The sequence below is a fragment of the Mesorhizobium sp. L-8-3 genome, from assembly GCF_016756615.1.
In the GTDB taxonomy this organism is placed as follows: domain Bacteria; phylum Pseudomonadota; class Alphaproteobacteria; order Rhizobiales; family Rhizobiaceae.
In genome coordinates this window covers 5,249,204-5,262,602 of sequence record NZ_AP023262.1, presented here as the reverse complement: position 1 = coordinate 5,262,602, position 13,399 = coordinate 5,249,204, and the positions used below count along the sequence as shown (strand labels likewise).

Sequence of the window (13,399 nt, the reverse complement as noted above, 5' to 3'; positions counted from 1 at the left end):
CCTCGGTGCACTTGAGCGGTAGTCGGGCTTCCGCAGCCGGCTTGCAGCCTCACTCGGCCGCTTCCCGCTTGCCGCGCGGACGCCGCGCGAGCAGTTCCTTTAGATACTGGCCCGTATAGCTGCGCGGCTCGCGCATGACGTCCTCTGGCCGGCCGGATGCGACCAGTTCGCCCCCGCCGTCCCCGCCCTCGGGGCCGAGATCGAGGATCCAGTCGGCGGTCTTGATCACTTCCAGATTGTGCTCGATGACGACCACCGTGTTGCCCTGATCGACGAGCTCGTGCAGCACTTCGAGCAGCTTGGCTACGTCGTGGAAATGCAAGCCGGTCGTCGGCTCGTCCAGGATGTAAAGGGTCTTGCCGGTCGCCTTGCGCGACAGCTCCTTGGCGAGCTTGATGCGCTGCGCCTCGCCGCCGGAAAGGGTGGTCGCCTGCTGGCCGACGTGGATATAGCCGAGTCCGACCTTGGCCAGCGTCTCCAGCTTGTCGCGCACCGCCGGCACCGCCGCAAAGAACTCCACGCCTTCCTCGACCGTCATCTCCAGCACGTCGGCGATCGATTTGCCCTTGAACAGCACTTCCAGCGTCTCGCGGTTGTAGCGCTTGCCGTGGCAGACGTCGCAGGTGACGTAGACGTCGGGCAGGAAATGCATCTCGATCTTGATGACGCCGTCGCCCTGGCATGCTTCGCAGCGGCCACCCTTGACGTTGAAGGAGAAGCGCCCCGGCTGATAACCGCGCGCCTTGGCTTCCGGCAGGCCGGCGAACCAGTCACGGATCGGCGTGAAGGCGCCGGTATAAGTGGCCGGGTTGGAGCGCGGCGTGCGGCCGATCGGCGACTGGTCGATGTCGATGACCTTGTCGAGGAACTCCAGGCCCTCGATGCGGTCGTGTTCGGCCGGATGCTCGCGCGATCCCATGATGCGCCGCGAGGCCGCCTTGAACAGCGTCTCGATGAGGAAGGTGGACTTGCCTCCGCCCGAGACGCCTGTGACGCAGGTGAAGGTACCGAGCGGAATTTCCGCGCTGACATCCTTCAGATTGTTGCCGCGTGCGCCGACCACTTTAATGGACTTCTTCTTCTTGAACTCGCGCCGGGCGGACGGCATTGGGATCTCGAACTCGCCCGTCAGATACTTTCCGGTGATCGAGTTGGGGTTTGCCATGACCTGTTGCGGAGTGCCTTCGGCGATGATCGTTCCGCCGTGGATACCGGCGGCCGGGCCAATGTCGACCACATAGTCCGCGGTCAGGATCGCGTCCTCGTCGTGCTCGACGACGATCACCGTGTTGCCGATGTCGCGCAGATGCTTGAGCGTATCGATCAGCCGGGCATTGTCGCGCTGATGAAGGCCGATCGAAGGCTCGTCGAGCACATAGAGCACGCCCGTCAGACCCGAGCCGATCTGCGAGGCGAGCCTGATGCGCTGGCTTTCGCCGCCCGACAGCGTTCCTGAATTGCGCGACAGCGTCAGATAGTCGAGGCCGACATCGTTCAGGAAGCGCAGCCTTTCCCTGATCTCCTTCAGGATGCGCAGGGCGATCTCGTTCTGCTTGGCGTTGAGCTGGCCCGGAAGATCCGTAAACCAGCGGTCGGCGGCGCGGATCGAGAGCTCCGTGATCTGGCCGATATGCTTGCCGGCGATCTTCACCGCGAGCGCTTCCGGCTTCAGGCGATAGCCCTTGCAGGCGGGGCAGGGCGTGGACGACATGAAGCGCTCGATCTCCTCGCGCATCCAGGCCGATTCCGTCTCCTTCCAGCGGCGCTCGAGATTGGGGATCACGCCTTCGAACGTCTTGGTCGTCTTGTAGGAGCGCAGGCCGTCGTCATACTGGAAGGTGACTTCGCGCTCGCCCGTGCCGCGCAGGATGGCCTGCTTCGCCTCCTCGGACAGATCCTTGAAGCGATCGCCGAGCTTGAAGCCGTAAACCTTCCCGAGCGCCTCGAGCGTCTGGGCATAATAGGGCGAGGTCGATTTCGCCCAGGGGCTGACGGCACCGTCGCGCAGCGAGACGTTCTCATCCGGCACGACGAGGTCGGCGTCGATCGCGCGCTGGCTGCCAAGGCCGTCGCAGGACGGGCAAGCGCCGAACGGATTGTTGAACGAGAACAGACGCGGCTCGATCTCGGGAATGGTGAAGCCGGAAATAGGGCAGGCGAACTTCTCGGAGAACAGGATCCGCTCATGCGTCTCGTTCTTCGATTTGTTGGCGGATTCCTCCGCTGTGGCTTCGGCCGGCAACGGCTTGTCGGCAAACTCGGCAACGGCGAGCCCGTCGGCCAGCTTCAGCGCCGTCTCCAAGCTGTCGGCGAGCCGCGCCGCGAGGTCCGGTCGCACGACGATGCGGTCCACCACCACGTCGATGTCGTGCTTGTACTTCTTGTCGAGCGCGGGAACGTCGGCGATCTCATAGAAGACGCCGTCGACCTTGACGCGCTGAAAGCCCTTCTTCTGAAGCTCCAGCAGTTCCTTCCTGTACTCGCCTTTCCTGCCTCGCACGATCGGCGCCAGCAGATAGAGGCGCGTGCCTTCGTCGAGTTCCAGGACACGGTCGACCATCTGGGACACCGTCTGGCTTTCGATCGGCAGGCCCGTGGCGGGCGAATAGGGGATGCCGACGCGCGCATAGAGCAGACGCATGTAGTCGTAGATCTCGGTCACCGTGCCGACAGTGGACCGCGGATTGCGAGACGTGGTCTTCTGCTCGATCGAGATTGCCGGAGACAGGCCGTCGATCTGGTCGACATCCGGCTTCTGCATCATCTCCAGGAACTGGCGGGCGTAGGCCGAAAGGCTCTCGACATAGCGCCGCTGGCCTTCCGCGTAGATCGTATCGAAAGCCAGCGACGACTTGCCCGAGCCAGACAGGCCCGTCATCACGATCAGCCGGTCGCGCGGCAGGTCGAGGTCGACATTCTTCAGATTGTGCTCACGCGCACCGCGAATGGAGATGTATTTGTGATCGGCCATGGCCGGTCCGCCGCCTGTCTTGTGGAGTTCGGGTGGCTGGGTCGCTCCGGCCAGGCCCTTATGTAAGCACGTTTGTCGCTACGTCGAGGCCGGCGCCGGATCCGCCGGCCACCTCGTCGAAATTGTGGTCTAGCCGGGTTGCGCCCGTAAGGGCAAGCAAAAAGAACAAAGGCCGAACACGCTCCTGACAAACAGCGTGTGGAAAAACCCGTACGACGAGGCGGCCGCGATCACATTTTTCCGTTCGGGCCAGGGAAAGGTTGACGCCGGGCGAGGCAGGGGGCAAACTTCGACAGTCACCCGAAGCCGAGCGCTCACAGGGCGCTCTTCGTGGCCGCCGGGCCGTTCGCGAGACGCCGTGAACAGCGGATTAGCGCGTCGGAAGACATTGGAGCAACGGACAGAGGAGCGGAGGCATGACCCCACCGGACAGTCCAGATTGGCTCCACTGCGTGTGGAGCCGCGCCAGGTAACGTTGCCCGTGGGGCAACGCTGATCTGACGTAAATCCCCTACAATCAGAGACCATAGTCGGATCGTCGGCAGAAAGCCGCGTCGCATCCGAAATGAAAGCCGGCAGCTAGAACTCCGGCAATCGAATCAGAAGTTCGAGAAAAAGGCCCTGCGAGCTCCCAGTGGCGGCAGGGCCGTTTCTTTGTGCCCGGCAGCTACGGGCCGGGATGGCTACCGGCGATCCTCGCCTGCGATCTCGGGGCCGAATCCGATCTCGACGGAAACGCTGCCGGAAATCCTGATATCGGTGTTGCCGGCCTTGAAGGTGTAACCGCCCCCTTCCGACGGCGCTTCGAGGGGTTCGGGGGCAGGCGCCACGATGCTGTAGGCGCCCTCGACGCCGGGAAGCTTTTCGGAGGCTGATCCGGCTGGGCGCTGATCCGCCAACGCAGGGAATCCCGCAAGAGACGCGGCCATGCCCGTAGCGGCGAAGCGAAGCAGTCGGGATGTCGTCATCATGACGGTTGTATAGGGCGCTCCGGCGTCAACGCCAAGTCACGATATTGTTGACCCGGCGGTTGGCCTGCGACGGCCGGCTCCCGGCCATATGTGTGCGACATAGGGCTGAACGACCGGCCGCATTTCCCGACGCTCTTGCCATCTCCTGCGATGGCGTGTAGAACATAAAGAGAACAAAAACTGTTGTGGACAGGACGCTGAATTGACCGGCGGCGCGGCGCACCGCCGAGGGTGATCGGTTAAAGTGCGCCGCGAACAAGCATTGGTTTCGGACGAGCGCGGAGAAGTTTCATGGCGGGTAGCGTCAACAAGGTCATTCTGGTGGGGAATCTGGGCGCCGATCCCGAAATCCGGCGGCTGAACTCCGGCGATCCGGTCGTCAATCTGAGGATTGCGACATCTGAGACGTGGCGCGACAAGGTCTCCGGCGAGCGCAAGGAGAAGACCGAATGGCACAGCGTCGTCATCTTCAACGACAATCTGGCCAAGGTCGCCGAGCAGTTCCTGAAGAAGGGCATGAAGGTCTATGTCGAGGGTCAACTCCAGACCCGCAAATGGCAGGACCAGAACGGCCAGGACCGCTACACGACCGAGGTCGTGCTGCAGAAATTCCGGGGCGAGTTGCAGATGCTCGACGCCCGCGGGCAAGGTGGTGAAGGTCAGGGGAGCTATGGCGGCGGTGGCCGCGGCTCCGACCACCAGCGCGGATCGGACTTCGGCCAATCCGGCCCGAATGACGGTTTCGGACGCGGTGGCGGCGGCTCGTCGCGCGATCTCGACGACGAGATCCCATTCTGACCGCTGACGATGTGTGCCCGCTGCGGCGAGTTCGGCAGCCATCGCTTCGCCATCGCCGAGCGGGCGCCGCAGCGTCTTCGCGGCCTGGTCTGGGAAGGCACCTACGCCGAAGCGGCGGCGGGGGCGATCCATCCGCTCATCGAGGAGATGAAGATCGCCGCGGCCGCCGAAGACGATCCTTGGTCCCGTATGATCATCGGGATTTCATGGAACGACCGGCCGGACGGGTTCCGCTACTTCGTCGGGATCGAGGCGGCGGAATACATGGCTCCGGCCGCCGGGCACCGGCTCCTCTCATTGCCTGCGATGCGTTTCGCCTGCGTCTGGCACGGTCCCGACGATGGCGATGTCGTAAAGCACTATGGCCGGATGATCGACTGGATCGAGACCGAAGGACAAGAGCGGGACGTCTCGATCCTGCATCACCGCGAAGAATACCCTGCCGACTTCGACCTCGCCGGGCCGCCAGTGCTGCGTGTGATGCTACCGCTGACGCCGGCCGGGAACCTTACGTCTGGTGCCTGACCGTTCGGCCGCCATGGAGGCGGCTTGAAGCACGATCGGCTGATCGGCCGAGCCTCGGCGCGGCTCATCCCGCCGTCAGGGCCTTGACGCCGTCGGCCACGAACTGAACGGCCAGCGCGGCCAGGATCACGCCCAGCAGCCGCGTAAGGATCGACCGCCCCGTCTGACCGAGGAACTTGTCGACGCGCTCGGCGACCAGAAACACCAGGTAGGTCAGGATGATGCCGACCAAGATGACGCCAACCAGCGTCGCCTGACCGCCGATGCCGGGCAGCGAGGCCGAGAGCAGCACCACGGCAGAGATCGCGCCGGGGCCGGCTATCAACGGGATAGCCAGGGGAAAGGCGGCGATGTTGTGGATCTGGTCCTTGGTGATCGCGGCGTCGGCGCTTTTCTCCTTTCGCTCCTGTCGCCGCTCGAAAATCATCTCGAAGGAGATGAAGAACAGGAGCAGGCCACCGGCAACCCGGAAGGCAGGCAGCGTGATGCCGAACACCGACAGGATGCCCGCCCCGGCGACCGCAAAAAGGGCAAGCACAAGAAAACCGATGAGAGACGCCCTGAACCCGACTTGCTGACGCTGTTCGCGGTTCATGCCGCGCGTCAAGGCCAGGAACAGAGGAGCGAGGCCGGGAGGGTCTATGGTGACGAGGATGGTGACGAAAGCGTTGAACAGACTGTCGTAGTTCGGCATCAAGCATCCCCCCGTGTCAGGGGAAAGTCGTATCGCAACCTTCCCCCAGACGCCAGCGGGCGCGGCGCGGACACGGCAAGCTTTGCGACCCTGCTGTGAAACGGAGGAGACAGGGAACGAGCCGGTCTCAGGCCTGCTCCTTGCCGCAATAGGCCTCGAGCCGGTAGCCGTCGGGATCGACGACAAAGGCGGCGTAGTAGTGCTCGCCATAATCGGCACGCAAGCCGGGTTCGCCATTATCCTTGCCTCCCGCACCAAGCGCAGCGGCATGAAATGCCGCGACCGCGTCGCGCGTCGGTGCGGAGAAACAGAAATGCAGGCCGGAGTCCCGGTCAGCCGGAACGGGTCGCGCAGCCTCGTTCACCCAGAATGCGACAACGTCACGCCCATAGCCGAGCGAGCCAGGCCCTTCGCTAAGGCAGCTATAGCCGAGTGGCGACAGAACGGCATCGTAGAAGCCCTTGGAGGAGGCGGCGTCCCTGACACCGATGGATACGTGGTCGAACATGGCTTTTCCTTTCCTGATAATTGTCAGTCCTGGCGGCGGGCAAAGAACTCCACCTGCAGACGCCACGTCGCGCCCTGGTCGGGCGATCGTTCCCCCAGCCAGTGGAAGCTCCGAGGTGTAATTTCGGTGAAGCGCCAGCGCACCGGCGCTCCAGTGGCGTCGGTCCCGTGCTGGACGATGTCGTTGCCGTCGGCCCGGCCGATCTGGCGCAGATGGTTCTGCCCGACCGGGTCGACCCAGATGATGTGCCAAGAGTCTATGCCGGGGTCGTAGACTCGCAAGGTCGTGCCGAACAATGACGGCATCTCGCCTTTCGCAGCAGGGACAAGCCAGACGTCCTGGATGGCGCGACCGCCCAGAACCCAGCCGAAATGGATTTCGCCAGGCGACTTCCGCGTCGTCCCGTCATCGAAATGGCGGACGGCATCCATGTCCCAAGTGCCGATCAGCCAGCCATACAGTCCCGACTTGTCGGCCCGGTCGCGGTCTGCACCATCCGCATGGAGCGCCGCCGGAAAGGAGGGAAAAGTGGTCATGATGGATATCCTTGTGTCAGGAGATGCCGCCAGTCTGGCCGGGTCCCGCTTTTGACGCTTGGGAAAAATTGCTATTTTCGACATATGACGGTGACGGCTTCGATATTGGCTTCCGGTCCCGGCTGGCAGGTTTCGGACATCGTCTGCGCGGCGGGCGTTGGTGATAGGCCTTTCGAGGAACAGCACCGCAGCTTCTGCGTGGCGGCCGTCACGCACGGGACTTTCCGATACCGCGCCTCGCTCGGCACCGCGATCATGGCACCGGGGGCACTCCTACTCGGCAACCCTGGTACCTGCTTCGAATGCGGACACGATCATTCCGCCGGCGACCGTTGCCTCTCGTTCCATTTCTCGCCCAGCTATATCGAGGCGGTCGCCGCCGAGCTTCCCGGCGTGTCGCGGTTGGGCTTCGGGACGCCGAGGCTGCCGCCGGTGGCGGCGCTGGCGCCACTGCTTGCCGATGCCGAGGCAGCGCGGGACGACGGTGACATAGGGGCCTTCGAGGAACTCGGACTGCGCCTGTCAGGGGCAGCCGTCAGCATCGCCAACCACGAGCCGAAGCGGGACCGGGCACCCAGCACGCGGGACGAAAAGCGCGTCAGCGAGGCGCTGCGGCGCATCGAGGCGGATGCCGACCAGACGATCTCCATCGACGGGCTCGCCAGCGAGACGGCGACCAGCCCCTATCACTTTCTGCGCAGCTTTCGCACTGTGACCGGCATGACGCCGTATCAGTATCTGTTGCGGACCAGGTTGCAGCGCGCCGCCGTGCGGCTGCGCACGTCGGACGAACCCGTCGCGTCGATCGCCTTCGATGCCGGTTTCGGCGATCTTTCGACCTTCAACCGGCGTTTCCGGCGCATCATGGGCGCCACGCCGAGCGACTATCGCCGACGAAAGGCGCCAGCCGGCCCGGACCGGAAGCCCTGAGGAAACATCCACTGAACATCGGGCGAGCAGTAGAATACGGTCGACGGACGAGCCGTCGGGTGTATGGTGCTCCCATGTTCGCGATCGCATCGAACGGTTCGCCGGCAACCTCAGGACGAACGGTGGAACGAGTGCCGGTCGGTCGTTTTCCGAACAATATCGCGACTGTTCCCTCCGGCCGCTGCCGCGGCCTTTTGACACCTGACAATATCACGTTGAAACGAAAGGAAAAATAGGCCCGGCAAAAAGGGCGTTTCCGCGCCGTTGTCCCACGATCCGATTGGAGTGGCGGCCCGCTTTCCTATATAAGACAGAAGTGATTCCCAATCTGATCGTGATCCATATTGACTGACCAGAAGACACCCCGCGGGCCGGATGGCGGCCCGACCGGCATCGAGCCGATATCCATCATCGAGGAGATGCAGCGCTCCTATCTCGATTACGCCATGAGCGTGATCGTGAGCCGCGCCTTGCCAGATGTGCGCGACGGCCTGAAGCCCGTGCATCGGCGCATCCTCTATGCCTCGCACGAGAGCGGCTATCACTGGAACCGCAAATATGTGAAGTCGGCCAGGCCCGTCGCCGACGTGATGGGTAAATACCATCCGCACGGCGACGCCTCCATTTATGACGCCCTGGTGCGCATGGCCCAGGACTGGTCGATGCGCGTGCCGCTCATCGACGGACAGGGCAATTTCGGTTCGATCGACGGCGATCCTCCCGCAGCGATGCGCTACACGGAGGCCCGTCTCACAAAGGTGGCTCACGAGCTTCTGGAGGACATCGACAAGGAAACCGTCGATTTCCAGGACAACTACGACGCCAGCGCCGAAGAGCCGAAAGTCCTCCCCGCGCGCTTCCCGAACCTTCTGGTCAACGGTTCGGGCGGCATCGCCGTCGGCATGGCGACCAACATTCCGCCGCACAACCTCGCCGAAGTGGTCAACGGCACGATCGCGCTCATCGACAATCCGGCGATGGATCTGCCGTCGCTGATGGAGATCATCCCGGGCCCGGATTTCCCGACTGGAGGCCTTATCCTCGGTCGCTCCGGTATCTACAGCGCCTATTCGACAGGTCGCGGCTCGATCATGATGCGCGGCAAGGTCCATTTCGAGGATATCCGCAACGACCGCGAGGCGATCGTCGTCACCGAGGTGCCCTATCAGGTCAACAAGGCGGCAATGATCGAGAAGATGGCCGAACTGGTGCGCGAGAAGCGCATCGAGGGCATCTCCGACATTCGCGACGAGAGCGACCGCCAGGGCTATCGGGTCGTGATCGAACTGAAGCGCGACGCCGTTGCCGACGTCGTGCTCAACCAGCTTTATCGGTATACGCCGCTGCAGACCTCCTTCGGTGCCAACGTCGTGGCGCTCAACGGCGGCAAGCCCGAACTCTTGACGCTGGTCGACATGCTGAAGGCCTTCATCGCCTTCCGCGAGGAGGTCGTCAGCCGCCGCACCAAATATCTGCTGCGCAAGGCGCGCGAGCGCGCCCATATCCTGGTCGGCCTGGCGATCTCGGTCGCCAATATCGACGAGGTCATCCGCACCATCCGCAATGCGCCCGACCCCCAGACGGCGCGCGAGCAGTTGATGGAGCGGCGTTGGCCGGCTGGCGACGTCGAGGCGCTGATCCTGCTCATCGACGATCCGCGCCACCGCATCAACGAGGACGGGACCTACAATCTCTCCGAGGAGCAGGCGCGCGCCATCCTCGCCTTGCAGCTGTCGCGCCTGACCGCGCTTGGCCGGGACGAGATCGCGGACGAGTTGAACAAGATCGGACTGGAGATCACCGACTATCTCGATATCCTCGGCTCGCGGGCCCGGATCCAGCAGATCATCAAGGATGAACTGGCCGCGGTGCGTGACGAGTTCGGCACGCACCGCCGCACCGAAATTTCGGATGCCGGCACCGACATGGATGAGGAAGACCTCATCCAGCGCGAGGACATGGTCGTCACCGTCACCCACGAGGGCTACATCAAGCGGGTCCCGCTCTCGGTCTACCGAACGCAGAATCGCGGCGGCAAGGGCAAGACCGGCATGTCCACAAAGGACACGGACTTCCTAACCCGGCTGTTCGTCGCCAGCACTCACACGCCGATCCTGTTCTTCTCGTCGCGTGGCATCGTCTACAAGGAGAAGGTCTGGCGGCTGCCGGTCGGCACACCGCAATCTCGCGGCAAGGCCCTCATCAATCTCCTGCCGATCGAGAGCGGAGACCGCATCACGGCCATCTTGCCGCTGCCCGAGGATGAGGCGCAGTGGGGCGAGCTCGACGTCATGTTCGCGACCACGCGCGGCACGGTGCGGCGCAACAAACTGTCCGACTTCGTGCAAGTCAACCGCAACGGCAAGATCGCCATGAAGTTCGACGAGGCCGGGGATGCCATCCTCGGCGTCGAGACCTGCACGGAAACCGACGACGTGCTGCTCACGGCCGATTCCGGCCAGTGCATCCGTTTCCCGGTCAGTGACGTCCGGGTCTTCAAGGGTCGGGATTCGCTCGGCGTCCGCGGCATCTCGATGGGCGAGGGCGACCGCGTCATCTCCATGGCTATCCTCGAGCATGTCGACGCGACCCCGGCGGAACGCGCCGCCTATCTCAAGCAGGCCGTCGCCGAGCGGAAGATGGCCGGGGCCGACGAGGAAGAGATCGCGCTCACCAACGAGGAGGTCGGCGAAGAGACGACCCTGCCGCAGGAACGCTACGACTTCCTGAAGGCGCATGAGCAGATGGTTCTCACCGTCAGCGAATATGGCTACGGCAAGCGATCCTCTTCCTACGATTTCCGGCTCACCGGCCGCGGTGGCAAGGGCATCCGGGCGACCGACGTCTCCAAGACCGACGAGATCGGCCGGCTGGTCGCGACCTTCCCGGTGGGTGCCGAGGATCAGCTCATGCTGGTGTCCGACGGTGGACAGGTCATCCGCGTGCCCGTCGGCGGCATCCGCATTGCCAGCCGCGCGACCAAGGGCGTCACAATCTTCAACACCGCCGAGGGTGAAAAGGTCGTTTCGGTCGAGAGGATCTCCGAGCCGCAGGATGACGGCAATGGGGGATTGGTGGAGACCGGCGCTTCCGACGCAGGAACGCCCGGCGGGACCGGCGAGGCCTGATGCCGGCTGCGTAGGCCGGCAACGCTACATCCACCTCGCGGATGCGACCGATCTCGGGCCGTGGCCGCCCCCGAAATGGCTTATGTGCCCTGTCTACCGGCACTCGGCGCAGCGCCGGTGGCGGTCAGGCAGCGCCGGTGGCGGTCAGGCATGGCGCCCCGCGCATTCGCAACATCACGCTCTACCAGACGTTCGGCTGACGCGAGACCGGCCTACGGCCCACACCGATCGTCCCGGCTGGATGATTGTGGATATGGCGAAGAAAATGCCCGGCGGCTGGATACCGCGAGTCATTGGAGAAGCTCAGCGCGGACCGAAACGATCGAACTTGTTCTTCCGGTCGTCGAAGCGAACCTGCTGCGCTTCCTGATGGACGCCGAACGCAGTCGCGATCAGCATCGCTATTGTCATTGCGGCGGCGAGCATGAAGATCATCATGGTTTCGTACTCCTGCACCCAACAACGGTTACATGGGGATTTGGTTTCAACCTTCGAAGGCCGATCGTAGAGGCGGATGCGTGAACTTTCCGTGATCGGCTCATTCATTCCATGTTCATGTCAGGCGAAACCAGGCTGAAGCGATTTGCCTTTGCCGGGCCGGGCCGCTAGAAGCAGCAGCCATGAAAGAACGCATCGCCATCTATGCCGGATCCTTCGATCCGCTGACAAACGGCCATCTCGATGTGCTGAAGGCCTCGCTGGCCGTCGCCGATGTCGTCTACGCCGCGATCGGCATCCAGGCGGCGAAAAAGCCGCTATTCAGCTTCGATGAGCGCGTCGCTCTGATCGAATCGGTTTCGGCGGCGGAATTCGGGCCGGATGCGAGCCGCATCAAGGTGGTCTCGTTCGATGGGCTGGTCGTCGATGCGGCGCGCAGGCACGGCGCCTCGATCATGATCCGCGGCCTGCGCGACGGCACCGACCTCGACTACGAGATGCAGATGGCGGGCATGAATGAGACCATGGCGCCCGATCTGCAGACGGTGTTCCTGCCGGCGAGCCCTTCGGTGCGAACCATTACCGCCACGCTTGTCCGCCAGATCGCCTCGATGGGCGGCGACATCCGCCCGTTCGTGCCGGCGCCCGTCGCCATAGCGCTCGTCGACAAGTTCAAATCGTAGAGGTCCGAGGAGACATCCATGACTTTCGCAAGGCTTGCCGCCTTCGCCGCCTTCCTTTTGATGGCGGTCGGCGTCTCGGCCCCGTCGTTTGCGGCCGATCCCGAGAATACCATGATCGTCACGCTGAAGGAGGGCGACGTGACCATCGCGCTGAGGCCCGACCTGGCGCCGAAGCACGTCGAACAGATCAAGGCGCTGGTGCGTGAAGGCGCTTATGACAACGTCGCCTTCCACCGGGTCATCGACGGCTTCATGGCGCAGACCGGCGACGTACAATTCGGCAACCTCGCCAAGGACTACGATGCCGACAGGGCAGGCATGGGCGGATCGAGCAAGCCGGATCTGCCGGCCGAATTCTCCGGCGAGAACTTCACGCGCGGCGTCGTCGGAATGGCGCGCGCTCAGGATCCCAATTCGGCGAACTCGCAGTTCTTCATCATGTTCGCGCCGGCGTCTTCACTTGACGGCCAGTACACGATCGTCGGCAAGGTGGAGAGCGGCATGGAATTCGTCGACGGGATCAAGAAAGGCGACGCCAACAACAACGGCCTCGTCACCGACCCCGACCGCATGGTCAAGGTCCGCATCGCGGCCGACCCGAAGTAAACCTCCAGAGAAGGACCAGGCAAATGGCCGAGATCAAGGATCGCGAAAACGCGCTCATCATGGAAACCACAAAGGGCAATGTGGTCATCGAACTTTTGCCCGACCTTGCCCCGGGACATGTCGCGCGCATCAAGGAGTTGGCGCGCGAAGGTGCTTATGACGGCGTCGTCTTCCATCGCGTGATCGACGGGTTCATGGCTCAGACGGGCGACGTTCGGTACGGCAATTCGACCAAATCCTCGTTTAACCCCGGTCGAGCTGGCATGGGCGGCTCCGACAAGCCAGATCTGAAAGCCGAGTTCTCCAACGTGAACCATAGCCGCGGCACCTGCTCCATGGCTCGTGCGCAGGATCCGAATTCCGCCAACTCGCAGTTCTTCATCTGCTTCCAGGACGCCGGCTTCCTCAATCGCCAGTACACGGTGTGGGGCCAGGTGATCGAAGGCATGGAGAATGTCGACAAGATCAAGCGCGGCGAGCCGGTCGTCGACCCCGACAAGATCGTGTCCATGAAAGTGGCCGCGGACGTGGCGGCCTGAGGTGAAGCCCGTGGGCGGCGTTTTCTGGTCCCTGCCATGGAGTCGCCGCCCGGCGGGTCGTCGCCTTTCATG

The 13,399-nt window shown here is 63.5% G+C and carries 13 protein-coding genes; 7 read left to right on the top strand and 6 right to left on the bottom strand.

The features are described from left to right. Positions 1-49 precede the first annotated feature (49 nt). Both uvrA and JN302_RS24400 read right to left on the bottom strand, forming a co-directional pair. Positions 50-2,971 (bottom strand): excinuclease ABC subunit UvrA, encoded by a 2,922-nt coding sequence (gene uvrA / locus JN302_RS24405; protein WP_202329431.1) that lies wholly within the window; start codon positions 2,969-2,971, stop codon positions 50-52. Between the two features lie 683 nt (positions 2,972-3,654). Then, a complete protein-coding gene (locus JN302_RS24400; protein WP_244845868.1) occupies positions 3,655-3,870 on the bottom strand; it encodes a hypothetical protein in 216 nt (71 codons plus the stop codon). 363 nt (positions 3,871-4,233) lie between these two features. Here JN302_RS24400 and ssb point away from each other — a divergent pair, with 363 nt between their 5' ends. Together ssb and JN302_RS24390 are read left to right on the top strand one after the other, a co-directional pair. Continuing rightward, positions 4,234-4,740, top strand: coding sequence for a single-stranded DNA-binding protein (ssb, locus tag JN302_RS24395; protein ID WP_202305966.1), 507 nt, complete (start codon positions 4,234-4,236; stop codon positions 4,738-4,740). Positions 4,741-4,749: 9 nt separating this feature from the next. Further along, positions 4,750-5,265 carry a GyrI-like domain-containing protein gene (locus JN302_RS24390; protein ID WP_202305965.1) on the top strand — a complete coding sequence of 172 codons (516 nt, stop codon included), beginning with the start codon at positions 4,750-4,752 and terminating at the stop codon, positions 5,263-5,265. Between the two features lie 64 nt (positions 5,266-5,329). On the opposite strand, the gene JN302_RS24385 is transcribed toward JN302_RS24390, so the two are convergent. The 3 genes from JN302_RS24385 to JN302_RS24375 all read right to left on the bottom strand — a co-directional run bounded on the left by JN302_RS24385 (position 5,330) and on the right by JN302_RS24375 (position 7,003). After that, the gene (locus JN302_RS24385) at positions 5,330-5,959 is read right to left on the bottom strand and encodes a MarC family protein (protein WP_202305964.1); all 630 of its coding nucleotides are present in this window, start codon (positions 5,957-5,959) and stop codon (positions 5,330-5,332) included. Between the two features lie 127 nt (positions 5,960-6,086). Beyond that, on the bottom strand, positions 6,087-6,467 hold the full coding sequence (locus tag JN302_RS24380; RefSeq protein ID WP_202329429.1) for a VOC family protein: 381 nt from the start codon (positions 6,465-6,467) through the stop codon (positions 6,087-6,089). Between the two features lie 23 nt (positions 6,468-6,490). After that, positions 6,491-7,003, bottom strand: coding sequence for a hypothetical protein (locus tag JN302_RS24375; RefSeq protein ID WP_202305960.1), 513 nt, complete (start codon positions 7,001-7,003; stop codon positions 6,491-6,493). 84 nt (positions 7,004-7,087) lie between these two features. On the opposite strand from JN302_RS24375, the gene JN302_RS24370 reads away from it, so the two are divergent. Both JN302_RS24370 and gyrA read left to right on the top strand, forming a co-directional pair. Then, a complete protein-coding gene (locus JN302_RS24370) occupies positions 7,088-7,933 on the top strand; it encodes a helix-turn-helix domain-containing protein (protein ID WP_202305958.1) in 846 nt (281 codons plus the stop codon). Positions 7,934-8,277: 344 nt separating this feature from the next. Further along, positions 8,278-11,061: a DNA gyrase subunit A gene (gene gyrA / locus JN302_RS24365; protein ID WP_202329428.1), complete on the top strand. Its 2,784-nt coding sequence runs from the start codon at positions 8,278-8,280 to the stop codon at positions 11,059-11,061. Positions 11,062-11,364: 303 nt separating this feature from the next. Here gyrA and JN302_RS24360 read toward each other — a convergent pair whose 3' ends face one another. Continuing rightward, on the bottom strand, positions 11,365-11,607 hold the full coding sequence (locus JN302_RS24360) for a hypothetical protein (RefSeq protein ID WP_202334597.1): 243 nt from the start codon (positions 11,605-11,607) through the stop codon (positions 11,365-11,367). Between the two features lie 74 nt (positions 11,608-11,681). Here JN302_RS24360 and coaD point away from each other — a divergent pair, with 74 nt between their 5' ends. The 3 genes from coaD to JN302_RS24345 are packed head-to-tail and all read left to right on the top strand — an operon-like array spanning position 11,682 to position 13,327. Next, positions 11,682-12,182: a pantetheine-phosphate adenylyltransferase gene (gene coaD / locus JN302_RS24355; RefSeq protein WP_202305953.1), complete on the top strand. Its 501-nt coding sequence runs from the start codon at positions 11,682-11,684 to the stop codon at positions 12,180-12,182. Positions 12,183-12,200: 18 nt separating this feature from the next. After that, a complete protein-coding gene (locus JN302_RS24350; RefSeq protein ID WP_202305952.1) occupies positions 12,201-12,788 on the top strand; it encodes a peptidylprolyl isomerase in 588 nt (195 codons plus the stop codon). 23 nt (positions 12,789-12,811) lie between these two features. Then, positions 12,812-13,327: a peptidylprolyl isomerase gene (locus JN302_RS24345; RefSeq protein WP_202305951.1), complete on the top strand. Its 516-nt coding sequence runs from the start codon at positions 12,812-12,814 to the stop codon at positions 13,325-13,327. Positions 13,328-13,399: the final 72 nt, after the last annotated feature.